This window comes from Microbulbifer mixtoriginis (SeqCode) (assembly GCF_052466865.1).
Map to the genome: position 1 here is coordinate 1,069,436 of NZ_CP174293.1, position 25,879 is coordinate 1,095,314.

Annotated in this window: 25 protein-coding genes, 2 tRNA genes and 1 pseudogene; 23 read left to right on the forward strand and 5 right to left on the reverse strand. The window is 53.7% G+C overall.

The genetic code is table 11. The features are described 5' to 3' along the window. The first annotated feature begins 14 nt into the window (after nt 1-14). The 13 genes from ruvA (at nt 15) to ACJJJA_RS04955 (ending at nt 8,685) form a co-directional block, all read left to right on the forward strand. Nucleotides 15-626, forward strand: a complete 612-nt coding sequence (gene ruvA / locus ACJJJA_RS04895; RefSeq protein ID WP_444903890.1) for a Holliday junction branch migration protein RuvA — start codon at nt 15-17, stop codon at nt 624-626. Nucleotides 627-652: 26 nt separating this feature from the next. Next, the gene (ruvB, locus tag ACJJJA_RS04900) at nt 653-1,675 is read left to right on the forward strand and encodes a Holliday junction branch migration DNA helicase RuvB (RefSeq protein WP_252084622.1); all 1,023 of its coding nucleotides are present in this window, start codon (nt 653-655) and stop codon (nt 1,673-1,675) included. A gap of 55 nt (nt 1,676-1,730) precedes the next feature. Continuing rightward, a complete protein-coding gene (gene ybgC / locus ACJJJA_RS04905) occupies nt 1,731-2,135 on the forward strand; it encodes a tol-pal system-associated acyl-CoA thioesterase (protein WP_252084623.1) in 405 nt (134 codons plus the stop codon). A gap of 4 nt (nt 2,136-2,139) precedes the next feature. Next, nucleotides 2,140-2,829, forward strand: a complete 690-nt coding sequence (gene tolQ, locus ACJJJA_RS04910; RefSeq protein WP_152451559.1) for a protein TolQ — start codon at nt 2,140-2,142, stop codon at nt 2,827-2,829. 20 nt (nt 2,830-2,849) lie between these two features. Beyond that, complete coding sequence (gene tolR / locus ACJJJA_RS04915; protein WP_444883811.1) at nt 2,850-3,281, forward strand: protein TolR; 432 nt, start codon at nt 2,850-2,852, stop codon at nt 3,279-3,281. 7 nt (nt 3,282-3,288) lie between these two features. After that, the gene (tolA, locus tag ACJJJA_RS04920; protein WP_252084625.1) at nt 3,289-4,083 is read left to right on the forward strand and encodes a cell envelope integrity protein TolA; all 795 of its coding nucleotides are present in this window, start codon (nt 3,289-3,291) and stop codon (nt 4,081-4,083) included. After that, nucleotides 4,080-5,375 (forward strand): Tol-Pal system beta propeller repeat protein TolB, encoded by a 1,296-nt coding sequence (tolB, locus tag ACJJJA_RS04925; RefSeq protein WP_444903891.1) that lies wholly within the window; start codon nt 4,080-4,082, stop codon nt 5,373-5,375. The genes tolA and tolB overlap by 4 nt, the downstream gene beginning before the upstream one ends. 94 nt (nt 5,376-5,469) lie before the next feature. Then, nucleotides 5,470-5,955, forward strand: a complete 486-nt coding sequence (gene pal, locus ACJJJA_RS04930) for a peptidoglycan-associated lipoprotein Pal (RefSeq protein ID WP_252084627.1) — start codon at nt 5,470-5,472, stop codon at nt 5,953-5,955. 18 nt (nt 5,956-5,973) lie between these two features. Further along, a complete protein-coding gene (locus ACJJJA_RS04935; protein ID WP_444891296.1) occupies nt 5,974-6,798 on the forward strand; it encodes a YbgF trimerization domain-containing protein in 825 nt (274 codons plus the stop codon). Between the two features lie 125 nt (nt 6,799-6,923). Next, nucleotides 6,924-7,583: a 7-carboxy-7-deazaguanine synthase QueE gene (gene queE, locus ACJJJA_RS04940; protein ID WP_444903892.1), complete on the forward strand. Its 660-nt coding sequence runs from the start codon at nt 6,924-6,926 to the stop codon at nt 7,581-7,583. Nucleotides 7,584-7,621: 38 nt separating this feature from the next. Beyond that, nucleotides 7,622-8,299: a 7-cyano-7-deazaguanine synthase QueC gene (queC, locus tag ACJJJA_RS04945; protein ID WP_444883815.1), complete on the forward strand. Its 678-nt coding sequence runs from the start codon at nt 7,622-7,624 to the stop codon at nt 8,297-8,299. Between the two features lie 131 nt (nt 8,300-8,430). Next, nucleotides 8,431-8,506: transfer RNA gene (locus tag ACJJJA_RS04950), tRNA-Lys, on the forward strand. A gap of 103 nt (nt 8,507-8,609) precedes the next feature. Then, nucleotides 8,610-8,685, forward strand: a tRNA-Lys gene (locus ACJJJA_RS04955). Between the two features lie 121 nt (nt 8,686-8,806). On the opposite strand, the gene ACJJJA_RS04960 is transcribed toward ACJJJA_RS04955, so the two are convergent. Beyond that, nucleotides 8,807-9,907, reverse strand: a complete 1,101-nt coding sequence (locus ACJJJA_RS04960; protein WP_444903893.1) for an NAD(P)/FAD-dependent oxidoreductase — start codon at nt 9,905-9,907, stop codon at nt 8,807-8,809. 208 nt (nt 9,908-10,115) lie between these two features. On the opposite strand from ACJJJA_RS04960, the gene nadA reads away from it, so the two are divergent. Further along, the gene (gene nadA / locus ACJJJA_RS04965) at nt 10,116-11,168 is read left to right on the forward strand and encodes a quinolinate synthase NadA (protein ID WP_252084632.1); all 1,053 of its coding nucleotides are present in this window, start codon (nt 10,116-10,118) and stop codon (nt 11,166-11,168) included. 80 nt (nt 11,169-11,248) lie between these two features. Here nadA and ACJJJA_RS04970 read toward each other — a convergent pair whose 3' ends face one another. Beyond that, on the reverse strand, nt 11,249-12,757 hold the full coding sequence (locus ACJJJA_RS04970) for a M48 family metalloprotease (protein ID WP_252084633.1): 1,509 nt from the start codon (nt 12,755-12,757) through the stop codon (nt 11,249-11,251). Nucleotides 12,758-12,965: 208 nt separating this feature from the next. Between ACJJJA_RS04970 and ACJJJA_RS04975 the strand changes: the two genes are divergently transcribed. The 3 genes from ACJJJA_RS04975 (at nt 12,966) to ACJJJA_RS04985 (ending at nt 15,729) form a co-directional block, all read left to right on the forward strand. Beyond that, a complete protein-coding gene (locus tag ACJJJA_RS04975; protein WP_252084634.1) occupies nt 12,966-13,244 on the forward strand; it encodes a sulfurtransferase TusA family protein in 279 nt (92 codons plus the stop codon). Between the two features lie 20 nt (nt 13,245-13,264). Further along, entirely contained in the window at nt 13,265-14,350 is a 1,086-nt protein-coding gene (locus ACJJJA_RS04980) for an AI-2E family transporter (protein ID WP_252085962.1), read from the forward strand. A 275-nt stretch (nt 14,351-14,625) separates the two neighbouring features. Next, nucleotides 14,626-15,729, forward strand: coding sequence for a phosphoribosylaminoimidazolesuccinocarboxamide synthase (locus tag ACJJJA_RS04985; RefSeq protein ID WP_444903894.1), 1,104 nt, complete (start codon nt 14,626-14,628; stop codon nt 15,727-15,729). 172 nt (nt 15,730-15,901) lie between these two features. On the opposite strand, the gene ACJJJA_RS04990 is transcribed toward ACJJJA_RS04985, so the two are convergent. Both ACJJJA_RS04990 and ACJJJA_RS04995 read right to left on the reverse strand, forming a co-directional pair. Next, complete coding sequence (locus tag ACJJJA_RS04990) at nt 15,902-16,363, reverse strand: hypothetical protein (RefSeq protein WP_444903895.1); 462 nt, start codon at nt 16,361-16,363, stop codon at nt 15,902-15,904. Then, a complete protein-coding gene (locus tag ACJJJA_RS04995; protein WP_444891288.1) occupies nt 16,363-16,800 on the reverse strand; it encodes a T6SS effector amidase Tae4 family protein in 438 nt (145 codons plus the stop codon). The genes ACJJJA_RS04990 and ACJJJA_RS04995 overlap by 1 nt, the downstream gene beginning before the upstream one ends. Nucleotides 16,801-17,214: 414 nt before the next feature. Here ACJJJA_RS04995 and ACJJJA_RS05000 point away from each other — a divergent pair, with 414 nt between their 5' ends. The 5 genes and pseudogenes from ACJJJA_RS05000 to ACJJJA_RS05020 all read left to right on the forward strand — a co-directional run bounded on the left by ACJJJA_RS05000 (nt 17,215) and on the right by ACJJJA_RS05020 (nt 22,753). Continuing rightward, nucleotides 17,215-17,448 carry a transposase gene (locus ACJJJA_RS05000; protein ID WP_444891287.1) on the forward strand — a complete coding sequence of 78 codons (234 nt, stop codon included), beginning with the start codon at nt 17,215-17,217 and terminating at the stop codon, nt 17,446-17,448. Between the two features lie 584 nt (nt 17,449-18,032). Next, nucleotides 18,033-18,407 (forward strand): annotated as a pseudogene (locus ACJJJA_RS05005) (phosphoribosylaminoimidazolesuccinocarboxamide synthase); the annotation flags it as partial. 453 nt (nt 18,408-18,860) lie between these two features. Then, nucleotides 18,861-19,457, forward strand: a complete 597-nt coding sequence (locus ACJJJA_RS05010; protein WP_252084636.1) for a class I SAM-dependent methyltransferase — start codon at nt 18,861-18,863, stop codon at nt 19,455-19,457. 348 nt (nt 19,458-19,805) lie between these two features. After that, nucleotides 19,806-22,175: a marine proteobacterial sortase target protein gene (locus ACJJJA_RS05015; protein WP_444903896.1), complete on the forward strand. Its 2,370-nt coding sequence runs from the start codon at nt 19,806-19,808 to the stop codon at nt 22,173-22,175. A 2-nt stretch (nt 22,176-22,177) separates the two neighbouring features. After that, on the forward strand, nt 22,178-22,753 hold the full coding sequence (locus ACJJJA_RS05020; protein ID WP_252085963.1) for a class GN sortase: 576 nt from the start codon (nt 22,178-22,180) through the stop codon (nt 22,751-22,753). A 232-nt stretch (nt 22,754-22,985) separates the two neighbouring features. Here ACJJJA_RS05020 and ACJJJA_RS05025 read toward each other — a convergent pair whose 3' ends face one another. Continuing rightward, the gene (locus ACJJJA_RS05025) at nt 22,986-23,198 is read right to left on the reverse strand and encodes a hypothetical protein (RefSeq protein ID WP_444899038.1); all 213 of its coding nucleotides are present in this window, start codon (nt 23,196-23,198) and stop codon (nt 22,986-22,988) included. 3 nt (nt 23,199-23,201) lie between these two features. Between ACJJJA_RS05025 and aceE the strand changes: the two genes are divergently transcribed. Then, a complete protein-coding gene (aceE, locus tag ACJJJA_RS05030) occupies nt 23,202-25,871 on the forward strand; it encodes a pyruvate dehydrogenase (acetyl-transferring), homodimeric type (RefSeq protein ID WP_252084639.1) in 2,670 nt (889 codons plus the stop codon). The last annotated feature ends 8 nt before the right edge of the window (nt 25,872-25,879 follow it).

Below are 25,879 nucleotides of genomic sequence, written 5' to 3' on the forward strand. Positions count from 1 at the left end.
ACCTGGAACAACACATGATTGGAAGACTGAGTGGCACTCTGGCCGCGGTACAGCCCCCTTTGTTACTGATTGATGTGCAAGGGGTGGGCTACGAAGTACTCGCGCCTATGACCACAATTTTTGAATTGCCCGCCCTGGGACAGCCGGTTCAAGTACACACGCACTTGGCGGTTTCCGAAACGGCCCAGCAACTCTACGGCTTTATCCGCGACGCCGATCGCAAACTGTTCAGGACCCTGATCAAGGTCAGTGGTGTGGGCCCCAAGATGGCCCTGGCGATTTTATCCGGTCTCGATGGTGCGGCTTTGGCACGCTGTGTGGCTGAGGATAATGTTGCGGCACTGGTAAAGGTACCAGGCGTTGGCAAGAAGACGGCCGAGCGTCTGATTGTAGAGCTGCGCGATAAGTTGACCCCGGATTTCGGTGATTCCAACGATATTCCATTGATGGCGGCAGCCACAGCACCCAAGGTAGATCATACCGGCGAGGCGGAGAGCGGCCTGGTGGCCCTGGGTTACAAGCCCACTGAGGCCAGCAAAATGGTGGCCCGCGCGAGCAAGGAGCAGCCGGAAGCCGACAGTGCCACCCTTATCCGCCTGGCCCTAAAGGGCATGGCACCCGCCTAAACCGGGAGGCTTGGAGTGTTATTGCGATGATTGAAGCCGATCGTTTAGTAGCCCCAGAACCTGCGGGGCCCTCTGGGCAGGAAGAGCAGTACGACCGCGCTGTGCGCCCCAAAGCGCTGGCCGACTATGTGGGTCAGCCAGTGGTGCGCGAGCAGATGGAGATCTTTATTCAGGCGGCCAAACTGCGCAAAGAGGCCCTGGATCACACTTTAGTGTTCGGTCCTCCAGGTCTGGGTAAAACCACTTTGGCCAATATTATTGCCGCAGAGATGGGTGTTGCGATCAAGACTACCTCGGGGCCAGTGCTGGAGAAGGCCGGTGATCTAGCCGCGCTAATGACGAATTTGGAACCTGGGGACGTACTGTTTATCGATGAGATTCACAGGCTCAGCCCCCATGTAGAAGAGGTTTTGTATCCGGCCATGGAGGATTACCAGCTGGATATTATGATCGGCGAGGGGCCGGCGGCGCGTTCAATCAAGTTGGATCTGCCACCCTTTACTCTGGTGGGCGCCACTACCAGAGCGGGCCTGCTCACCTCGCCCCTGCGCGATCGATTCGGCATAGTGCAGCGGCTGGAATTCTACAACGTGCAAGACCTCACCAGTATCGTGCGTCGCTCCGCTAGGTTGATGGGGGTTGAGATGGATGAAGGCGGAGCCTTACAAGTGGCGCGTCGCGCCCGCGGTACCCCGAGGATTGCCAATCGTCTGCTGCGCCGTGTGCGCGATTACGCAGATGTTAAGGGCGATGGTGCGGTGGATGCTGATATCGCCGATGCCGCTTTGAATATGCTCAATGTGGATGCAAAAGGCTTTGACTCTCTGGATCGACGTATGCTGTTGGCGATGATCGAGAAATTTGATGGTGGTCCAGTGGGGGTGGATAGTCTCGCCGCTGCTGTGAGCGAAGAGCGGGATACTCTGGAAGATGTATTGGAGCCCTACCTGATCCAGCAGGGCTATATTGCCCGGACACCCCGTGGGCGAGTAGTTACCGGGCTCGCCTATGAACATTTTGGCCTGCCTAAGCCGGATAAGGTCAGTTGATGATTCAGCACCAGTTACTTTTGGGGCGGGTGATTGTGGAAGTGAGGGAAATTCAATGAAGGAAGCGTTCGGTATTCCTGTAAGGGTTTATATCGAAGATACCGATGCGGCCGGCATCGTGTATTACGTGAATTATTTGAAGTATATGGAGCGCGCGCGCACAGAACTGTTGCGCTCCCTCGGGTATGATAAGCCGGCGATGCCGCAGGAAGGTGTACTGTTGGTGGTACATTCCGCCGAGGTCCAGTACCGTCGTTCCGCCAGGCTCGATGACGCGTTGCGCGCCACGGCGGCGATTGGCAAACTGGGGCGTGCCGCAGTGACTTTTGAGCAAAAAATTTGGCGCGGCGATGAGCTAATTTGCGAAGGCGTGGTCAAAGTGGCCTGTGTCGCTGACGACAGCCGCAGGCCCTGTGCCCTGCCGGAACCTATTTATTCAGCATTAAAGGCAGTTATTTAAGAAGATGAACGCCGGTGAACAACTTTCTCTTTGGGGGCTAATTCAGAACGCCAGCCTGTTGGTACAGCTCGTCATGTTGCTGCTGTTACTGGCTTCTGTGGTGTCCTGGGTCATGATTATCCAGCGCGGGCTCTACTTATCCCAGGCCAAACGCGCGCTCAATAATTTTGAACGTCGTTTCTGGTCCGGCGCAGATCTGAACAAACTGTTTCGAGAGGGCAACGAGCGCGCCGAAAAAGGAAAGACCGATGGGGTCGAATCCCTGTTTCGCGCTGGCTTTACTGAGTTTACCCGCCTGCGCCAGCAGGGCAGTAGTGGCCCGGAAGCGGTTATGGAAGGTACCGAGCGCGCCATGCGCGTGGCCATGTCCCGGGAACAGGAAAAGGTAGAGATGAACCTGCCGTTTCTGGCGACTGTAGGCTCCGTTAGCCCCTATATCGGCCTGTTCGGCACCGTTTGGGGGATTATGAACTCCTTCCGCGGTCTCGCCACGATGCACCAAGCCACCATTGCCACTGTAGCCCCGGGTATCAGTGAGGCACTGGTGGCAACGGCCATGGGTTTGTTCGCGGCGATTCCCGCGGTAATGGCCTACAACCGTTACTCGGCCAAGGCGGAGTGGCTGTTGTCCAGCTACGAAACTTTCGCCGAGGAGTTTTCCTCTATCCTGCACCGCAAAGTGCACTCCGGCTGAGTAGTGAGTAGGCGAACCCTATGAGTGTGTTTCGCAAGGGAACCAAGAAAAAGCTGGTCTCCGAGATCAATGTTGTGCCCTACATCGATGTGATGCTGGTGCTGTTGATTGTCTTTATGGTCACGGCACCATTGTTGATGCAAGGGGTCAAAGTGGACCTGCCAAATGCGCCCTCGGCGCCGATGGAGGACACCGATGAGGAGCCTTTGATTATTTCGGTGCGTGCCGATGGCACCTATTACCTAAATCTGGGTACCGATGAGCAGGAGGCCAAGTCTCTCACTGAGATCAAGGAGACGGTGGCCAAGGTGTTGCGGCAAAAGCCGAAAACCCCGGTGCTGGTGTGGGGCGATAGCGAGGCCCGCTACGGTTTGATCGTCAATGCCATGACCGAGCTGCAGCAGGCGGGTGCACCCAGTGTCGGCCTGGTGACAGAGCCACCGCAGGGGTAGGGTGCCGGTGAATAAAGGCTTTTATGTATTGGCGATAATAATTAGCCTCCTGTTACACGGGGCGCTAATCACTGCCATTACCTATGGTTGGGAAGCCAGCAGTATGCCCGAGCGCAAACCGATGCCGAAGTTTGTGCAGGCCAAGCTGGTAACCATTGAGGCGGCGACGCCAAAGAAGAAACTGCCCAAAAAAGTAGACAAAATTCAGCAGCGCGCCCAGCGCGAGGCTGAGCAAAAACGCAAGGCCGAAGTGGAGCGCAAGCGCCGCGCGGCCCTGGAGCAAAAGAAAAAGCAGGAAGCGGAGAAAAAGCGCAAGGCCAAAGTCGAAGCCGATCGCAAGGCTAAGCAGGAGAAGGCCCAGCGCGAGAAAGAGCGCAAAGAAAAAGAGCGTAAGGAAAAAGAACTCAAGGAGCAGCTGGCCAAAGAGCGAGAGAGCTCTTTCAATGAAGCGCTGGAAGATGAGCAGGAGCTGCTTGATGCCAATGATGGGCAGCAGGCGGTGATGTCTGTAGCCCAAGCGATTCAGCAGCAAATTGAAGCCGTGTGGAGTCGCCCACCGAGTGCCCGTAACGGCATGTTGACCAAGGTAAAAATAAATTTTGTCCCCACCGGCCGGGTGGTGGCAACTAATATCGTCGAGGGCAGTGGTAATGCGGCCCTGGATCGATCGGTACTCACCGCCATCCGCCGGGTGGAAGTCTTTCCTGAAGTGGCCAAGTTGGCCCAGGAGGAGCCGGTGATATTCGAGCGGGAAGTCCGCACCACAATTTTGAACTTTAAAGTCGAAGATCTGCGCCAATGATCAAGAGTTTACTGAAGACAGTCGTCATTATTGCAATCGCCTCGGTGAGCCTGGGGGCTCGCGCCCAGCTGGTGGTGGATATCACCAGTGGTATCGATGACCCCACCCCGATCGCGGTATCCCCATTCAGCTGGTCAGGCGGTGGTGTCCTCAAAGAGGATGTCTCTGGAATTATTTCCGCCGACCTGCGCCGCAGCGGCCTTTTTTCTCCGGTACCCAAGGAGGACATGCTGTCCTTCCCTAAAACTCCGGAAGATGTGGTGTTCCGCGATTGGCGTATCCTCGGCACCGAGTACATTGTTACCGGCCGTATCGAGCCCCAGGCCTCGGGCTACCTGCTGACTTTTGACCTGGTTAATGTTTTCGGCCAGCACAAGATGTTCACCAAACAGGTACGCGGCGGCCAAACCCAGTTGCGCGATATCGCCCACCGCGCCGCCGATGAAATCTTTGAGGCCATCACTGGTATTCGCGGCGCCTTCTCCACAGAGATGGTGTATGTGCAGGAAGAGAAGCGCGGCGGCAAGCCCAGCTATGTGCTGATGCGCTCGGATATCGACGGTGCCCGCGCCAAGCAGATCCGTCGTTTCAGTGCGCCGGTGATGTCGCCCATGTGGTCGCCCAACGGCCAGGAGTTGGCCTATGTTTCTTTCGAAACCGGTCGCCCGGCGATCTTCCGCGAAAACTTGCGCACCGGCGTGCGCAAGCAACTAACCAACTTCAAGGGCATCAACAGCTCACCAACCTGGTCTCCTGATGGAACCAAGTTGGCTATGGTGCTCTCCAAGGACGGCAACCCGGAGATCTATGTACTGGATTTGGCGAGTGGTAAGTTCACTCGCATGACCAGACACTTCTCCATCGATACCGAGCCGAACTGGATGCCGGATGGTAAATCGCTGGTTTTCACCTCAGATAGGGGAGGGAAGCCACAAATTTACCAATTGACTCTTGCCACTGGTCAAGTCGACCGCTTAACCTTCGATGGCGACTACAATGCGCGGCCGCGTGTTTCTCCTGATGGGAAAACGTTGGTCATGGTACATCGCAACCGGGGAACCTTTACCATCGCCACGATGGATATTAACTCGGGCAGGATGCGTGTCCTCACGGAGACCACCCTGGATGAGTCCCCCAGCATTGCACCCAATGGGGCCATGCTGATGTACGCAACCAAGCGCGGAGACAAGGGCATTCTGGCTGCGGTATCGCTGGATGCCGGGGTGAAGTACAACTTACCCTCACAGAGAGGCGATGTCCGTGAACCGGCATGGTCGCCATACTTTGATTGAGGCGGGGGCCCAGCGCTCTGAAGCGTAGGGTATTTATAAGACCAATTTTAAAAATCTTTCAGGATTTTCGATAACACTAAAAGCGGAGTAGCTTATGTTGAAATCAGTAAAAACGGGCCTGGGGTTGGCCTGTGTTCTGGCAGTAATGGCCGGTTGTAGCAATACCAGCAGCGACAACACCAGCGGTGAAGAGTACACTCAGCCTGAGGTTGATACTCAAGTTGAAACTAACGTTGTAGATGAAGCTGAAACCATGGCTCCGTTGGAAAATGTGGTTTACTTTGACTTCGACCAGTCCCTGCTGAAGCCGGAAACCCGTGAACTGCTGATCCGTCACGCCGACCGCATGCGCAGTAATGCTACTGCTGTTCGCCTCGAAGGCCACGCTGACGAACTGGGCACCCGCGAGTACAACTTGGCTCTGGGTGAGCGCCGCGCCAATGCTGTACGCGACTTTTTGGTACTGCAGGGCGTAGACGCAGCTAACCTGGAAGTAATCAGCTACGGTGAAGAGCGCCCGGCTCAAATGGGCTCTAACGAAGCTGCCCGTGCGATGAACCGTCGCGTTGTTATTAACTAATCGTCAAAATGGATGCCAATGGCTTTTACGATTAGAAAACTGGCGATCGCCGCTGCCATAATGGCTGCGGCATCGCCCGTATTCTCCCAAGCCCCGATTGTCGACCTGACTGCTAGCAGCCAGGAGCCGTCGCCCGTCTCAAGTGACGCTACTAACGAGGACATCTACCTCGCCCGCGCCACAACCCCCAGTCCCAAAGCTAAGACCAACCCCCAGGCTGAAGCCTACTACCAGATGCAGGTATTGCAGCAGGAAGTGCGCGAATTGCGCGGTACGGTTGAGGAGCTGCGCCACGAGATTAAGCGTCTCAAACAACAGCGCACCGAGGACTATATGGATCTGGACCGGCGTATAGCGCGCCTGAGTGGTACAGAGCCCTCAGCTCAGCCGCCGGTGGATACTAAAGGCAGTGGTGGCGCCTCTGTTGGAGGGGGTTCCTCAATGCCACCCAAGCCCCAGGGGCCGAAAGACGGCAAGAGTGAACGCGACCGCTATCAGGCCAGCTTTGGTCTGGCTCGCAATGGTGACTACGGTGGCGCAAGTGCCGAATTCAAGAGTCTGCTACAAGACTTCCCCAACGGTCAGTATGCCCCCAATGCCAATTATTGGCTGGGTGAGATAGCGCTGGTACAGGGAAATTTGGAAGAGGCCCGCGGATGGTTTGTGGCCCTGCTGGACGGCTACCCGAACTCTAATAAAGTCTGGGACGGTCGTTACAAGCTGGGAACGGTTTACCACCAGCTGGGAGATCAGCAGAAAGCGCGCAACCTGCTGGAGCAGGTGGCGGCGAGTGATGCCCGTGCATCAAACCTGGCTAAAAAATATCTGCAGGAGAACTTCTAGCCCGGTGCGGCAGTAATAACTGCTGCTGTTGCCTAACTTGCATCGCTGGTTTTTTGAGCAGAAAAAGCCTATGATCCCGCGCCCGGATGGCATGTGCCATTCGGGCGTTTTTGTGTCGGGTGTGTATGACCAATCTGTCTAAAGAATCACTCAGAATTAGTGAGATTTTCTACTCCCTTCAGGGGGAAGCGCGGGAAAGTGGCCTGCCTACGGTTTTTGTTCGACTGACCGGTTGTCCACTGCGCTGTACCTATTGTGACTCGGAATACGCTTTTTATGGCGGCGAGCGCATGACCCTGGAGCAAATATTGAAGCAGGTGCAAAGCCATCCCGCACACCATGTGTGTGTAACTGGCGGCGAACCTCTGGCCCAACCCAATTGCCTGCCCTTACTTGAAGCTCTTTGCGACGCTGGCTACTCGGTATCACTGGAGACCAGTGGCGCTATGCCGGTGGATCAGGTGGACCCGCGGGTATCCCGGGTTGTGGATCTGAAAACCCCAGCTTCCGGAGAGCAGCACCGCAACCGCATGGAAAATATGCAGGTGCTCACCCGCGATGACCAGATCAAATTTGTGATCTGTGACCGGGGCGATTATGAGTGGGCCAGGTTCACCCTGGATCAGTACAACTTGCCAGAGCGTGTAGGGGAGGTACTTTTCTCGCCCAGCTATGAGCAGTTGCCGGCGCGGCAGCTGGCGGAGTGGGTGCTGGCCGATGGGTTGCCGGTGCGCATGCAGATGCAGCTGCACAAATTGCTGTGGGGAGATATCCCGGGTGTCTGATTGGCCCGGTGATTGTGGATTGAAAAATTGAGGAAGAGATGACTGCAAAGAAAGCGGTAATTTTGCTGTCCGGTGGCCTCGACTCGGCCACAGTGCTCGCCATGGCGCGTGCAGAGGGTTATGAATGTTATGCCCTGGGTTTTGATTACGGTCAGCGGCACGAAGCTGAATTGTTAGCGGCAAAGCGCGTAGCCGCTGATCTCGGGGCGGCTGAGCACAAAGTGGTGAAGCTCGATCTGCGTTCAATCGGCGGCTCGGCCCTAACCGATGACAGTATTGAGGTTCCCGAAGAGGAAACCAGTGGCATCCCGGTTACCTATGTACCGGCTCGCAATACGGTATTCCTCTCTATTGCCCTTGGCTGGGCCGAGGTGCTTGGAGCTCAGGATATTTTTGTCGGCGTCAATGCGGTGGATTACTCTGGCTATCCGGATTGCCGGCCGGAGTATATCGAGGCCTATGAAAAGATGGCCAACCTCGCTACCCGCGCTGGGGTAGAGGGAAACAAGCTCTCTGTGAGAGCGCCGCTGATGCAGATGAGTAAGGCGGATATTGTACTCGAGGGAACCCGTCTTGGGGTTGATTACAGTTTGACGGTATCCTGTTACCAGGCGCGCCCAGATGGTGCGGCCTGTGGTCGCTGCGATAGTTGTCGGCTGCGTGCTGCGGGATTTACGGAAGCAGGCTTGGCGGACCCTACGGTGTATGCCAGTTGATTGTCAGTTGGTGTCATTTTTATGGGAAATGCCTAACCCCTTAAATTTGTTAGATTTTTTTTCGGGTTAGGTATTGTCTTTTCAGAATAGATCCGTAAGATACGCAGCTCCTCACATCGAGGCACGGAAAAGGGTCGTTAGCTCAGTTGGTAGAGCAGTTGGCTTTTAACCAATTGGTCGCTGGTTCGAATCCAGCACGACCCACCATTTCCGCCGGGGATATCCACAGTAACCCCACAGCTTTTACAGATCTGCGAGAGAAGTAAAGGCATCCTGAGTTGGGACATACCAAGTTCGCCCAACTTCCTAAGGGTCGTTAGCTCAGTTGGTAGAGCAGTTGGCTTTTAACCAATTGGTCGCTGGTTCGAATCCAGCACGACCCACCATTTCTTTACTGCATTCCTTTTTATTTTTTACTTCTCTGTGAATATTGGTTTGCTCGCGCCTGAAAATTCTCTACTTGGCTGAGCCTTTAAGACATTTGTTGGTCTCTACAGAGAGCAGTTTTTAGCGGCAAATACAGTCTGCTGCCATCTCCCCTAAATATAAGCAACTGGTAAGGCCGGGTGACTCAATGCCGAAAAAGGCTACTAGTTGTGGTTCTTGACTTTCGCCCCAGTGGAATACTTTGAAGTCCTGGGTTGGGCCGCCTTTTGCCGAGAGCTTTGGGCGAATGCCAGCGTAATCTGGCTTTAGGCTTTCTGCGGGGAGCTCGGGCCAATAAAGGCGAACACTTTTATAAAACCTTTCCCCTCTTTTTTTATCCACGGTGTAATCAATTTTTTCTACCCACTCAACGTCGGGTCCAAAGCGGGCATAGCCCTCCAAATCCAGTGTGAGATGAGTACCCAGTCCGCCGGGTTCTGGCAGGGGGTAGATCAGGTGGGAAAAAGGGGGGTTGTGGTCGAGAGAAAAATAATTCCCCTTTGCCAGGAATTGGTTTGGGACTAGTTGTCGAATACTTTTGTCGTTGATTTTGCAGAGCAATTGGTGGCTGTGTAGCCCTGCGGCTACGATCAAATTCTTGGTACCGAGTTGATAGCCATCTCTCATGGTGAGTTGGTAGTGGTCACTTTCCCGCGATAGTTTTTTTACCGCTGTGTCCAGTACCACCTGGCCACCTCTTGCTTCCAGGGCGCCCTGCAGTGCCAACAGCAGGGCATGGCTGTCGAAGATGCCTGTGGTAGGTGAATAAATTGCACTGTGACACTGCAGCTGGGGTTCCATTGCCTTGGCTTCTCTTGCGCTCAGCAGTTGTAAATGGCCGGCGCCATTCTTATCTCCTTGGGCTTTCAAGGCTTTGAGTTGGGGGAGTTGGGCTTCGCTGGTAGCCAGGATTAATTTGCCGATGGCTTTGTGTGGGACCGCATGCTCGCGGCAAAAACGATACAGCTTGGCTTTGCCCGCGACACAGGCTTTAGCCTTTAAGCTGCTGCTTGGGTAGTAAATGCCGGCGTGGATCACCTCGCTGCTACGGGCGCTAATCTCTGTGCCAATATTGGTGTGTTGTTCCAGAACCAGCACATCCTGCCCTCTAATGGCCAGGGCATAGGCACTGGCGAGACCAATGGCTCCAGCACCAATCACAATGTTTTCAACCTGCTCCATTTTAGGGGCTCCCCATTAACAGGAAGGCTTTTTTGCCTGGATGTGGGCGTGCAAAACTGCTTCTCTGTTCTCTTGGGCTCTGCAGCCCAGGCCTGGGGCGTAACTTATCTTGCGGTGCTGTCGAATTACCAGTTGTTGATACTTTAGGTGCGCTGATATGGCGTCGCAATGCGTTATACTGCGCGTTTTTCGCTGGTGGTAGTTAGCCATGACCCAAAAGTCCGTTGTTGCAGAAACGGTAGATTCCCTCTCCCTGGTGCAGGCGCACTTGGCGGAGCCGGTTGTGTCTCAGTACAGTGAGGAGGAGTTGCAAGCCTGGCGCGAGCGTATCAAGCGTCTGCTTAAAGAGCAGAATGCCGTGTTAGTGGCTCACTATTACACAGACCCATTAATCCAGGCTTTGGCCGAAGAGACTGGTGGCTGTGTATCCGACTCTCTGGAGATGGCCCGCTTTGGTGCCAAGCATAGCGCCGATACCCTGGTGGTGGCCGGTGTGAAGTTTATGGGCGAGACCGCCAAGATCCTGACGCCGAATAAGCGTGTGTTAATGCCCACCCTAGAGGCTACCTGCTCCCTGGATTTAGGCTGCCCCCCGGATGAGTTTTCCGAGTTCTGTGATCAGCATTCGGATCGCACGGTCGTTGTCTATGCCAATACCTCTGCGGCGGTGAAGGCGAGAGCGGACTGGGTGGTTACCTCCAGTATCGCCCTGGATGTAGTGGACCATTTGGATGCCAACGGTGAAAAAATTCTATGGGCCCCGGATAAGCATCTCGGTGGTTATGTGCAGCGTGAAACCGGTGCGGATGTTCTGCTTTGGGATGGCTCCTGTATTGTGCACGAGGAGTTCAAGGCGAAAGGTGTGGAGGACCTGAAGGCGCTCTACCCGGATGCCGTAGTGTTGGTGCACCCGGAATCCCCTGCCTCGGTGGTTGCACTGGCGGATGTGGTGGGTTCCACTTCGCAGATAATCAATGCAGCCAAGACCCGCCCAGAGAAGCGCTTTATCGTGGCGACCGACCAGGGCATCTTCTACAAGATGCAGCAGGAGTGCCCGGATAAAGAGTTGATGGTTGCCCCCACTGCCGGAGCTGGCGCGACTTGTCGCAGCTGTGCAAACTGTCCTTGGATGGCGATGAACTCCCTGGAGAATTTGTGTGGGGTGCTGGAGCGCGGTGATAACGAGATCTTTGTAGATGCGGAGCTGGGCCGTAAGGCGATGATCCCGCTGCAGAGAATGCTGGATTTCCGCAAGGGTTAAAGGCGCCTAGCGGGCTCCAGTGCCAAACAAAAAGAGCGGCTAGAGGCCGCTCTTTTTGTTTGTGTTGTTAATGAGTGAGGTCAAAGCTCCTTGGCTTTTTCCTGCATCTTGATGACGTCTTTAAGGCGCTGTTTCAGGATGGCATTGGTTTGATAGTCGTCTTTGGTCATGCGAATGCCGTGGCGCAGGTGCTGCAGGGCCTTATCGAAAACACCGATCAAAATATAGTATTCGGCTCGTGCCTCGTGCACCCCGACGATATCCCCGGCCAAGCCATGGGTCTCGGCCAATAGGTACCATACGGCGGGGTCTTTCTTGCGCACCCGGCTGTATTTGGCCAGCATGCGCTCTGCCGCCAGATAATTGCCCGCTTTAAAATGAGCGTTGGCGAGCCCCATCACCAGGGCGTGGTCGCCGGGGTTGCGGTCCAATGCCTGCTGCAAGCGCTGGGTGGCGCCTGAATAGTCTTGGCGTACCAGGTCAATATCGGCGCGCGCCAAGACAAAAGCGGCTTTGGAGGGCTCCTTATCGAGGAGCGGCTGCAGGGTGTCCAGGGCGGAATCCGGCCTTCCTGCGGCGATTTGTGCCAATGCCAGGCCGTAGCGGGCGGCATCTTCGTTGTCATGGATACCATTAAGTTCGGCTTGGAAGCGTTTAACGGCCTGCTGAGGGGTGGCTTCAGTGGCCAGGCGAATTCGCGCGCGCATCATATGGTAGTCGCGGCTATCGCTGGGTTCGACATCCTCCATGCGCTGGGAGCGCAGCTTGGCGTCGGCGATACGCTTCTCTGTCACCGGGTGGGTCAGCAGGAACTCTGGTGGACGGCGGTAATAGCGGGTGGCTTTGAGCATCTGCTCGAACATCTCGCCGGCGGCATCTGGATCGCGGCCGGATCTTGCCAAGGTTTCGATGCCGACCCGATCGGCCTCCTGTTCATTCTTGCGGCTAAAGCGCAGCTGGCTGTCGAGCGCTGCAGCCTGAGTTGCGGTTATGGCGGCGAGGCCCGCTTCGCCACCGGCGGTGGCGGCGAGTACCAGAGCGCCGAGCATGCCGGCCAGGGTGGGCAGGGTGTTGTTGCGCTGGGCTTCCAGGGAGCGGGCGTAGTGGCGCTGGCTGAGGTGGCCCAGTTCGTGGGCGACCACCGAAGCAAACTGATCTTCGTTTTTCGCAAATAGGAAGAGACCGGTGTGAATACCCATAATGCCACCGGGTACCGCAAATGCGTTCATGGTTTCATTATTTACCACGACCACATCAATATTCTTGTCCTCCAGGGGGCTGTATTCGGCCAGGCCCTTAACGGTTTTTTCGACGTACTGCTGCAGCAGTGCATCGGAGGAGGTCTTAACCTGGCTACGAAATATACGTAGCCACATTTGGCCCAGTTCTTTCTCGCGCTGGGGGGATACCAGGCCGCTGGTGCTGTCTCCAAGTTCCGGCAGGCGGATTCCCTCGGAGTCAGCGGTGGCTGCAATGGGAGTGCTGCCGAGCAACAGGCCTAAGCCGAGTGCCTTTAAGGTATTGCGCAATCGCAGTGAGAGAGGCGCTTTGTTTGATCGACGAGGCAGGCTTTTTTGGGGATCAGTCATTTTGATTACTGCTCGGTCTGTCCATGAAGGATCTATAGTCCAACTCTATACGCAACCCCGTTGAACTGTCGAGGGTTAGACAGGGTGGGGCGGTAAAGGTTCTGGCCGGCGCCAGCGGGAAGGTTAAAAAGGGTTAAGCATTGTCGGTAACTGGCGCAGATTACGCGTTATAATCCGCGGCTCTGTAAAGCTTGTGACCAGATAGCCAATGGCCGTGCCCCCTTCCAATACCGTTGATAAAAACCCTGTGCCGGACTGGCATGCGGCGGTAACGGTGGACGCCCGCCAGTTGCCCTGCCCCCAGCCTCTGCTGGCTATGCGCAGGGCCCTGCGCCAATACGAAGCGGGGACCTTACTGTGTGTGATGGCCACCGATGAGGGTTCCTGGCGCGATTTTCACAGCTTTGCCGCACTGAGTGGCAGGCCCCTGCTGCGCGCCGAGAGGCGTGATAATACCTTTCTATATTGGCTGTACGCTGGCAAATGAAGAATCAATCCCGAGAGTCTATGTTGTCGATTGTTAAAGGCTGGGTGAACCGCTACTTCAGTCAGGAAGAAGTGGTGTTGCTCGTGCTGCTGCTCACCGTAGCGCTGGTGGTACTGGCCACGCTCGGAGGTGTGCTGGCGCCTGTGCTTACGGCCCTGGTAATCGCCTTCCTGATGCAGGGCATGGTGCAAAAGTTGAAGTCCTGGCGGGTGCCCCATTGGCTCGCGGTAACACTTTCCTGCTTGGTGTTAGTGGGCACTATCGTGGGCCTGCTATTTGTGGTGCTACCGATTATTTGGCGCCAGCTGGTGCGCCTCGGTGCGGAGTTGCCGAATATGGTGCAGCGCGGCCAGGAGCTGTTGTTGCTACTGCCGGAGCGCTACCCGCGCCTGATTTCTGCGGCGCAGATCGACGAGGTTTTTAATACTCTCGGCAAAGAGCTGGGTGGCATGGGGCAGACCCTGCTGGCCTTTTCTCTCACCAACCTGCCCATTTTTGCCGGCCTGCTGATTTATGTGGTGGTGGTGCCGATCCTGGTATTTTTCTTCTTGAAGGACTCCGACCAGCTGATCCGCTGGTGTACCTCTTTCCTGCCAAAGCAGCGCCCCATGCTGCACCAGATCTGGCACGAGATGAACGACCAGGTGGCCAACTATGTGCGCGGCAAAGTGGTGGAGATCGGCATAGTGGCAGCGGTGAGCTACGCCGCCTTCCTGTTGCTGGGGGTCAATTACGCCCTGCTGCTGGCGGTGGCGGTGGGCCTGAGTGTATTGATTCCTTATATCGGCGCGGCGGTGGTGACCATCCCGGTGGCGGCCATTGGCCTGTTCCAGTGGGGTTGGAGCAATGAGTTTTTCTACCTGATTATGACCTACGGCATTATCCAGCTGCTCGATGGCAATGTATTGGTGCCACTGTTGTTCTCTGAGGCTGTCAATCTGCACCCGGTGGCAATTATCCTGGCGGTACTGTTTTTCGGTGGTATCTGGGGCTTTTGGGGCGTCTTCTTCGCTATTCCGCTGGCGACCCTGCTTAAGGCCATTATGAGTGCCTGGCCCACCAGCGAGCACCAGGCCGAGTGGGAGGCCAAGCGTATATCGGAGTAATGCCGGCGAGCCCGCAGGGAGCCTCTGAGCCATTGTTATTCCGCAACCTGGCCCGCCCTATAGAGCTTTAAGAGCGGGTCACACTCTGCGTTGCGACTTATTGAAACGTCTAGGCACTCCTGCGCAGCCGAGTCCTGCCTGTAACCGGCCTGAAAGCCAGAGGCATCACGAAATTGTTCGGGGGCTCCCGCCAACTTCTTTTCTTTGTATCGACGCGGGCCATTGCTAGAATGCCGCGCTTTCTTTTATTTGCTCCTTCGAATAGGTGAGAGCCCATGAGCCTGGCTGACAAAGTTCTAGCGGTCAATAATGACCTGCCGATCCGTACCGATAAGCCTGTCCACAGCGGCAAGGTCCGTTCTGTTTACTGGCTGAGCGAAGAAGATAGCCGCCGCCTGATTGAGGAAAAAGGCTACCCGGTTTCCCCGGACACCCCTCTCGCGGTAATGGTGATTTCCGACCGCATCTCCGCATTCGACTGCATCTGGACCGGCGAGGGCGGCATGCGCGGTGTGCCCGGCAAGGGCGCGGCATTGAACGCGATTTCCAACCACTGGTTCAAGCGGTTTAAAGAGCGGGGTCTGGCCGACAGCCATATTCTGGATATCCCGCATCCGCTGGTGTGGATCGTACAGAAGGCGCGCCCGGTGATGATCGAAGCCATAGCCCGCCAGTACATCACCGGCTCCATGTGGCGCTCTTACCTAAAGGGCGAGCGCGAGTTCTGCGGTATTGAAATTCCCGACGGCTTGCAGAAAGACCAGAAGCTGCCAGAGCTGCTGATTACCCCCTCCAGCAAAGGTATTCTCAAGGGCATCCCCGGCGTGCCGGAAGCAGATGACGTCAATGTCACCCGCAAGAATATCGAAGACAATTTCGCGGCCTTCGGCTTTCGCAGCGCGGGCGATATCGACCTGTACGAGCAGTTGCTGAAAGAAGGTTTCGATTTGATTTCTACCGAGCTGGAAAAGCTCGACCAGGTCTTTGTCGATACCAAGTTTGAATTCGGCTATGTCACCGATGCCAATGGTGCAGAAAAGCTGATCTATATGGACGAAGTGGGTACCCCGGACTCCTCCCGTATCTGGGACGGCGAGCAGTATCGCGCGGGCAAGGTTGTGGAAAAATCCAAAGAGGGTTTCCGCCAGGCCCTGCTCAATCACTTCCCCGATGCCGATATCCTGCTAAACAAAGACCGCATGGATGAGCGCCTGGCACTGGCTCGCGACAACGAGCTGCCGGAATCCATGCTGATGGATCTCTCTAATACTTATGTTGGTATTGCTGAGAAGATTATTGGTACGAAATTGGAGATATCCGATAACCCCAAAGCGGAATTACTTGAAGTATTGCGTAAGGATTATGGTCTGGTCGACTGATATCAGATTGATTGAGAAAAAACCGGCGTTTACGCCGGTTTTTTTGTGCCCAATACTGGCTGAGGATAGAGTGCAATTAGAAAAATGTCAGTATTACAGGCTAAGCAGAGTACTCACTAAAAATGATGAGGCCGGGGAAAACCTGAATTCTAATTTAAAGATCTTCTTGTCTCTAATGAGCTAGGTACCAAAAATCTTTTTCATCTGCTCCCTTGTCTTTGCACACCAGTCCACCCTTAAGCGTTTTCCCAGCTACTACCTCTCCTGATTCCTTAAATAGAATACCTTGTCGACTTTCCCCACATATAGTTTCCTCCCTAATTCCCCATCTTTCTCTCTTTTCTTGGGGGGCTGGTGAGCCGACTACCATTATTACAGATAAAATGTCGTTATCAGGGTAGGAAAAGGATTGAGGTTCTTGAGTTCCTTGGCGTAAAAAAAAGCAAGGTGGTGCAATATCAAGAGCCTTGGAGCTGAAAAGTTCTTTATCTTTAATGTGTAATATACATATACCTTTGTCAGTTTCTAAGATTAAAGAATGACCTTCAATTTCTGCTCGATCTGTAACTTTTTTATCGCTTGCATTGCAAGCTGCGGTCAGAAGCGTAATAAGGATGAAAGTTAAATTTCGCATTAATCGAGTTCCCAGAACCAAACCCTTTCGCCTAGGCCGAAATAATAAGGAGATCCACCCTTCATCTCATTATCGATCCAGATATCAATATGATCGGTAGACCCCCAGCCATTCATAATAAAAACAATCCCCTTTTTTCCAATAAAATTGGCTGAGGTGGCTTTCGTATAAGTTTTTTGGCTCCCAAATAACTTCGTATTGGCTTTCATCCAGTAAGCCATCTCTTCGGCGGAGAGGATGTGTTTGGGGTTGTGGTTTAATCCCTTATAGCATCTTCGATTTGGGTACATCTTATCGAATGAGCTGGTATCAACTCCTGACTTTTCTAGGGCTACCCCCATCCTTATTGCGCACTGATTTCCAAAGTGTTCTGTGCTGCATGGGTAGTCTGGGTAGGGGTGATTATCCCATATTTTCTGTGCTTTTAATCTGGTCATATTAATACTCCGTTATTAATTATCTGACACTGGCTTGTTGCTTTAGGTTGCTAGATTATATAAGTGAAAACAGGGGGGGTGAATAATTAATGGATAATAGATGATTACAGCTTATATCAAATGAATTATAGTGATTTCGTATTCAAATTATATTGAATATTTTGGGTGGCGAAGTAGATTATAGCTTTATTTTTTAATTCATTTGCTTTATGTATCATTTGCCTTCAGTGGAAATGTAAACCCTAACTGCTGCTGATATAGAATTTGGTGCTGGCAACCAGCCCTTGATGTTAGTTTTTCATGCTTGAGATGGTGGTATGTTGAATAAGTGTTCTCTTGGCGTTAAAGAACATCTACTAATCTACTAGAAGCTGTTTCATAACTTGAAATCGGTTATTCTTGTGGCTTCATGGAATGATAAGACCAGCAAGTGTGAGCAGAATTAAGTCAGAATCAACCGACACCCAATGGGAATTGATTGAGCCTTGCCTTCCCAAGCTAAAATGTGGAAAAAGTGGCCCTAAACCCATTGATAACCGTGCATGTTTTGAAGGTGTCTTATGGATTTTGTGTTCAGGGGTACGATGGAAGGGGCTGCCTCTATCCTACACATCGCTGAGTATTTGGTGGAGAGGGCTCCATTTTTGAGAAGAACAAGGCACTTGGTTGGAGGTTTGGCGAAAACTATCTCGGATAGCTCGATCAAAGATCCCTTCTTAACTGGGAAGAATTTTTCTCGGATGGCAGCTTTTCTCCAGTAAAAAAGGGGAGCAGAAGTCAGAAAAACTAAGCAGGGCAAGGGTACAAAGTGGGTGGTGGTGGTCGATGGCGGGGGTATTCCATTGGGAAGCACCGTTACTTTGGCCTTACTAGCAGAAGTAAATTTATAGCAGCCACCACTTAATATTACCTTTGAAAATACAAAAATTTGACGTCTAGTGTATGAAAAATATACGGATTCTGACCCGTCACGCTATACCTTTGTCCACCGTGAAATTGATCTGATTTGCTCTCGCCGTAAGAATAGAAGAAACTTCGCAACAAGATGGCAGAAAGCTTAGAAGATATGTGTGACGCTGGAAAGCTGAGAGAGCTTTTGTATGGCGCGGGAGCTATCATCGCTTGGTAGTCAGGTGAGGCCGCTATTTATCTTCTTGCAGAGCTTTTTTCTATATTTCCTGGATATTGATTACTTTAAAAAATTATGAAATGTCTTTTAGGCATCCTAATAGTTCGGCTATGTCACCGATGCCAATGGTAAAGAAAAGCTGATCTACATGGACGAAGTGGGTACCCCTGACTCCTCCCGTATCTGGAACGGCGAACAGTATCGCGCGGGCAAGGTTGTGGAAAAATCCAAAGAGGGTTTCCGCCAGGCCCTGCTCAATCACTTCCCCGATGCCGATATCCTGCTAAACAAAGACCGCATGGATGAGCGCCTGGCACTGGCTCGCGACAACGAGCTGCCGGAATCCATGCTGATGGATCTCTCTAATACTTATGTTGGTATTGCTGAGAAGATTATTGGTACGAAATTGGAGATATCCGATAACCCCAAAGCGGAATTACTTGAAGTATTGCGTAAGGATTATGGTCTGGTCGACTGATATCAGATTGATTGATAAAAAAACCGGCGCTTGCGCCGGTTTTTTTATGTCAGGAAATTTTATTCCTTATTGGTTCGATGGTCTTGGTGCAGATGTTCTCTTAAGAAAATTCATTAATATTAAATCTGTATTGACTGATCAGTGGAGATTTTGCCGTTGATCTTTTAGGTTTGTTATTTAAATCCCCCCCCCCCTCTCTCTCTCCGCCGATTTTTTAATTTTACCAATAATTTTGTTGTTGCTATTCAGATGGGTGAGAGATGGTTGTCGCTGTATAACTGTTTCTGAAACGATATGGAGAATGTTTTGTAATAAAGTGTGATTTTCCCTTTTTGTCGATATGTTAGAGTGCTCTTCGCGACTGCTGAGTTTAAAACTTTATTTGTGCACTCTCTACCCTTACGGGTAAGGGGTGTTTTTCCGTATTTTGCTTATTTGAGAAAGGGATTTGCTGTGAATTTTAATGGGCCTCTTATCGTAAATCTGGGTTCTGGCTATAAGCAGCCGCTAAGAGAGGGAGAGCTTGAGTTTTTTCCCGAGCTTAAAGGTTGGAGAATCCTTAATTTTGATAAAAATGAATTTCCTGTTGCTCCATATGCTTATCAGTTTGGTGGTTGTAATAATCTAGAGTGGAGTTATGTTCAGAATGCTGATGTTATGAACAAAATCCCTTTGGGTGATTGTACGGTGGATGTTGTTCTTTCTGTAAGTCCCTATGGTTATTCTGTGTTAAGCAAGGAAGTCTATAGGGTATTGAAGCCAAGGGGTTTAATTCTAATTTTAGGAAATGGAAGTAATAAATATCTTGATAAGAAGCTGAAACAGGATAGCTTTAGGCAGTTAGAGCAATCGTGTAATTTGTATTGGTACGATATGGGGGTGAGTTGTCGTGGAGATTTTTTTAAGCAGTATGAAAATGTAGTCGAACGTGGTTTGGTGGAGCGTTGTAAGAGCTACCTAATGAGGCGCGGTTCGTATGATACCTCTGGGATGCATGAGACGGAACTTAATGTTTGCAAGGTCTATAGAAAAATGCATGTGGATTTTTAACTGAAATGGTTTGGTTGAGTTTGACCCGTGAATTTATGCATAAGAATTAATGAGTTGGCTTTTTATTTTGTTCTTATCGGAATTTTTTGGTTGTAGAAGGTTGTATTTGATATGTGTCTTGACTGGATATGATCATGCTTTAGGTCTTGGGGGAATTTGGCCTAGAAGTTCCATTAGCTATAAAAGTTATTTAGAGAGGGAGAGTGGGGATATCTGAGGGGGAGGCAATTCCCATATGCCACAATTCGCCATAATTCCTCCCTTTTCCCGCCCGCTTCCCTGCTGCCTTTCGCCCACTTCCCTCTGTTTAATGACATCAACATCCAATTTAAAAGTGGAGGGAAGTGAGTGAACAGGGTGATGTTGTTTGGGCAGCGGTTCCATAAAGACGATCTGATGTTGCCGACAGAGGAATATTACCGCCGCCGCCAGAAGAGCGGTGGTACCGGTCGCTGGTTGTTATTTATAGTGGTGGTATTGGCGGTGGTCATTGCGGCAATCGGGGCCGAGGTCAGTGCCCAGGCGCTTGTCTCTGAAAATGATACGGCTACCGCTGAACCGGTTACCCTGGATGATGTGCAGGCGGGGGATTTACTGTTTAGCGGCGCAGAGCCGGGCCGCTATGTGCCCGCCGTGCACCTGCACAGTAGTGTCAAAATGGTGGTGCGTGGTCTGGTTGCGGAAGTGCAATTACAGCAGGCTTTTCAAAATACCAGCGATAGCTGGCAGGAGGCGGTTTACGCACTGCCATTGCCCGAGCAGGCAGCGGTGGCTGGCCTCGAGATTCAATTGGGCGAGCGCCGTATTGTCGGCAAGGTACGCGAACGCAAACAGGCGGCAAAGATTTATAAGGCCGCGCGCGCGGCGGGTAAGCGCGCGGCCCTCCTGGAGCAACAGCGCCCCAACCTGTTTACCAACAAAGTGGCCAATATTGCACCGGGAGAAACGGTGCAGGTGAATATTCGCTACCTGCAGCCGGTGGCCTATGACAGTGGCGTTTTTTCTTTGCGGCTGCCAACCACCCTGACTCCCCGTTATATCCCCGGTGAGCCCATTCCCTCACAAGCTTTCGGTGGTACCGAGCTGGAGCTGGCCACTCAGAGCAGTGGCTGGGCGCTGCCCACTGATCAGGTACCGGATGCCGCAACGATAACCCCGTTGATGCAGCCGGCGGCAGAGTTGGAAGCGGCGGGTAATCACAATATTGTCATTGAAGTAGAGCTGGAAGGCGGCTTGCCGCTGGTGAAAATCGGCAGTCCTTATCACGATATTGCCATCGATGAAAAAGCCGGAGAGCGCTACTCGATTCGTCTGCGCAAGGGCAGGGCAAAAATGGATCGGGACTTTCTTTTAAATTGGCAGCCGGAGCCCTCGGCCATGCCGCGTGCGGCGCTCTTTAGTGAGCGTGTCGCTGGGGTGCAGGCGGATGGCAGGGAAAGTGCAGATAAAAAATCCGGTACCTATTTGCAGCTAATGCTGCTGCCACCGGATGAGGGCACTCGCGCCCAGCGCTTGCCGCGGGAAGTGGTTTACGTGATCGATACCTCCGGTTCTATGAGCGGTAACTCTATCCGCCAGGCCAAGGAGAGTCTTACCCTGGCGCTCTCACGTCTAGATGGTAATGACCGTTTTAATGTAATCGAATTTAATAACAGCCCCCGTGCTTTTTTCCCACGCCCGCTGGCGGCGAATGCGGAGAATATTCAGCGTGCACGCCGGGAGGTGGAACGCTTAAATGCCGATGGCGGCACCGAGATGGCTGCTGCGCTACGTTTAGCGCTGGGCCAGCAGTTGCCCGATAACAACAACCTGGTACACCAGGTGGTATTTATTACCGATGGTGCGGTGGGCAATGAACAGGCGCTGTTCGAGTTAATCCACCAACACCTGGGCGATGCGCGTTTATTTACGGTGGGTATTGGCTCGGCGCCCAACAGCCATTTTATGCGTAAAGCTGCCCAGTTTGGCCGCGGTATCTCGGTCACTATCGGAGACCTTTCCGAGGTGCGCGGACGCATGCAGACCCTTTTCGGCAAGCTGGAAAACCCTATGGCCACCGACCTGCAGCTGAGCTGGCCCGAGGGCGTGGTGGCGGATGCCTATCCAAAACGAATCCCCGATCTCTATCGCGGCGAGCCGTTGCAGCTGGTGGCCAGGGTGGAAGGGGAGTCGTTGCATGGGGACATTCAGTTGCGTGGGCGTATGGCCGGTAAGCAGTTTGCGCGCAACCTGGCGCTGACACTGGAGCAGGCCCCCAGTAGCAAGGGCATCGGCAGTTTGTGGGCGCGCAACAAAATGGAATCCCTGCGCGACCGCCAGACCCAGCTGGGTGAGGAGAGCGATGCGGGCCAGGCTCTGCGTGCACAGATTTTACAGCTTGCCCTGGATCATCAACTCGCCAGCCCCTACACCAGCTTTGTCGCGGTTGAAGAAGAGCTGGTGCGCAAGCCCGAAGAAAAGCTCTCCCAAAGTGCGCTCACCAACATGGTGCCCAGAGGGCAGGTGTTGCAGCGCCAGGCTTACCCCAGTACGGCCACAGGCGTTTACGCGCAGCTGTTTGCTGCCTTGAGTCTGCTCAGCCTGGCAGCACTGTTGCGCCGCGGCCGCTCAATGCGCGCCAATTTGATGGGGGCAATCCGCCGCCTGCTGCGCAAGGTGGTGCCGGATTTGCGCCGCTGTAACAGTGGTCTGGAGGCGCAGCTGGGGAGTACGCCGTAGTGATGCGCCTGCTGCTTTTTTCAGTGTGCCTGCTGGTGGGGTTGTGGCAGTTGGGCTCCGCCTCCTGGCTGCTGGCCAAGGCGCAGCTGGCCCAGTTGCTGATTGCCAGTGCCTGGGAGGAGCAGTTGCAGGGTGGGGTTCCGCAAAAGCCCTGGCCCTGGGCGGATACCCGGCCGGTGGCCAAGCTCAAGCTGCAGGGTCAGCGTCCTTTTATAGTGCTGGCGGGAGGCAGTGGAGAATCCCTCGCCTTTGGTCCCGGCTTGCTTGATGGTTCCGGCAAGCCCGGTGACTTTCGCACCACGGTAATCGCTGCGCATCGGGATACGCACTTTGCCGGGCTGCAAACCCTGCGGCGCGGCAATGGCATTTACCTGCAGGGTGAAGACGGGCGCTGGCACACGTATCGGGTGACGGAGCTGCGCATCGTAAATAGTGAGCGCGAACGTCTGCCGGTTTTTGCCGAGCGCGGCCTGCTACTGGTGACCTGCTATCCCTTCGATGCTATGGCGGCGGGTGGTCCACTGCGCTACTTGGTCTACGCTGAATACCAATCTGGCGGGGAGCTGGTGCAGCTGTGACTGGCACCTTTATTTGAGACTCGATTTTGTAATTTGTTTTCTCAAACTTTCCATAAAATATTCCGGTAAAACAGCAAAATGGCAAATAATTGTTTTGCCGTTTTGTTTTGTTTGTTACTAGCCGTCCTATCTGGAAAAATTTTTGTAGTAATACTACAATCGCTTCCGCTAATAACCGGGAATGGGGCTTTGTCCGCCACGTTAGAGTGGGGCCCGGAACAGATAATTACAGTCAAACTAAGCACTCGCGGCACAGACTGGCGCCGCTTTTCCTCTCCGCCGCGATCGGGTGAAGATTCACACATTGCATTTCCGCCACCAACGGCGGTGAATTGGCGGAAGCCTGAAAAAAAGGAAGCATTTTTTCGCCTGCGCTGTAGTTTGCCCGCGTACCGATTTTTGAGAAATAGACCGACTCGACGTCGCCTAATTCGCCGAGGAGCATTTGATGCACGAAGATACCGATAACCTCGAAACGCAGGAATGGCTGGATGCGCTGCAGGCGGTTATCCGCTACAGCGGCAAAGAGCGCGCCGCCTTCCTTCTAAAGCAGCTGTCTGATCGCGCTACCGATGTCGGTGTGCAGCTACCCGCGGCTATCACTACCCCTTACCGCAATACCATTCCGCCCAATGCGGAAAAGCGCATGCCCGGCGACCTATTTATGGAGCGCCGTATTCGCTCCCTGATTCGCTGGAATGCCCTGGCGATGGTGGTGCGTGCCAACCAGAATAACGACCACCTCGGCGGCCATATCTCCAGTTTCTCCTCTGCCGCCACACTCTACGATGTGGGCTTTAACTACTTTTTCCGCGGCAATGAAGGTGAAGAGCGCGGCGACCTGATTTTCTTCCAGGGCCACAGTGCGCCGGGTATTTATGCCCGTTCTTACTTGGAAGGACGCTTCGATGAGGAGCAGCTGGATAACTTCCGCCGCGAAGTGAACGGCAACGGTCTCTCCTCTTATCCACACCCCTGGTTGATGCCGGATTACTGGCAGTTCCCCACAGTTTCCATGGGGCTGGGACCGATTCAGGCAATTTATCAAGCGCATATTATGCGCTATATGTCCGCCCGTGGTTTATCGCCGCGCGGTGACCGCAAGGTGTGGGCTTTCCTCGGCGACGGCGAATGTGATGAGCCGGAAACTCTGGGTGCCATTTCCCTGGCCGGCCGTGAGCAACTGGAAAACCTGGTGTTCGTGGTTAACTGTAACCTGCAGCGCCTGGATGGCCCGGTGCGCGGTAACGGTAAAATCGTGCAGGAGCTGGAAGGTGTATTCCGCGGTGCCGGCTGGAATGTCGTTAAAGTACTCTGGGGCCGCTTGTGGGATCCGCTGCTGGAGAAAGACGACAAGGGGCTTCTGCAGAAAGTCATGGACGAAGTGGTCGATGGCGAGATGCAGAACTTCAAGGCCAACGGCGGCGCCTATACCCGCGAACACTTCTTCGGCAAGTACCCGGAGCTGCTGGAGCTGGTCAAGGATATGTCCGACGATGAGATTATGAAGCTCAATCGCGGCGGCCACGACCCCTATAAAGTCTACGCAGCTTACGCGGCAGCCATGGCCCATAAAGGCCAGCCCACTGTGATCCTGGCGCAAACAGTTAAAGGCTACGGCCTGGGCTCCGCCGGTGAAGCGGCGATGGATACCCACTCCGTGAAGAAGCTGGATCTGGATTCCCTTAAGCGCTTCCGCGACCGTTTTGCCATCCCGCTCACCGATAAAGAGCTGGAAGAAGTCCCTTACTACCGTCCGTCTCCGGATAGCCCGGAAATGAAATATATGGCGGAGCGCCGCAAGACCCTGGGCGGCCCGGTTCCCCGTCGCCCGATTGAGTGCCCGAAACTGGAAGTGCCCGGTCTCGATGCCTTCAGCGCGCTGACCAAAGGCTCCGGCGAGCGCGAAATTTCCACCACTATGGCATTTGTGCGCGCTATCGCCGCACTGGTGAAAGACAAGAATATCGGCAAGAATATCGCGCCGATTGTGCCCGATGAAGCCCGTACCTTCGGTATGGAAGGCCTGTTCCGCCAGCTGGGTATCTACTCTTCTGAAGGGCAGCGTTATACCCCGGTGGATCACGGCCAGATCATGTATTACAAGGAAGATAAGAAAGGCCAGGTGCTGGAAGAGGGTATCAACGAAGCCGGTGCCATGTCTGCCTGGATGGCGTTGGCTACGGCCTATAGCAACCACGGCGTGCCGATGGTGCCTTTCTATATCTACTACTCCATGTTCGGCTTCCAGCGTGTGGGCGATCTGGCCTGGGCCGCTGGCGATATGCAGGCGCGCGGCTTCCTGATTGGCGCCACCGCCGGTCGTACCACTTTGAATGGTGAGGGCCTGCAACACCAGGATGGTCACAGCCATGTACTGTCCTCCACTATCCCCAACTGTCGCAGCTACGATCCGGCTTACGGTTACGAGTTGGCTGTGGTTATGCAGCGGGGCCTCAAGGAGATGTACGAGGAGCAGAAGAATGTCTTCTATTACATCACCATCGAGAATGAAAATTACCTGCAACCGGAAATGCCCCAGGGCGTGGAAGAGGGCATTATTCGCGGTATCTACAAACTCCAGTCCAACGTCAAGAAAGGCGCCAAGGGCAAGACTGCCAAGAAGCATGTGCAGTTGATTGGTGGCGGTACTATTTTGCGCGAAGTGCTGGCAGCAGCGGATATCCTCGCCGACCAATTTGGCGTGACCTCCGATGTTTGGAGCCTCACCTCCGCTGTGGAAGCGGCTCGCGAAGGCCAGGATGTGGCGCGTTGGAATATGCTGCACCCAGAAGCCGAGTTGCGCAAAGCCTGGATCACCGAGCAGTTTGAGGGCAATACCTCACCGGTGATCGCTTCCACTGACTACATCCGTTCCTATGTGGAGCCCCTGCGTGAATTTATCGATGGGGACTTGACCACCCTGGGTACTGATGGTTTCGGCCGCAGTGACAGCCGCGAGCAGTTGCGTCGCTTCTTCGAGGTGGATCGCAACTATGTGGTGATTGCCGCTCTGAATGGGCTGGCGAAGCAGGGTGTGATTGATGCGAAAGAAGTGTCCGAAGCGATCGTGAAGCTCAATATCGACGCCGAAAAAGTTAACCCGCGCATCAGCTAAGAGAAGGC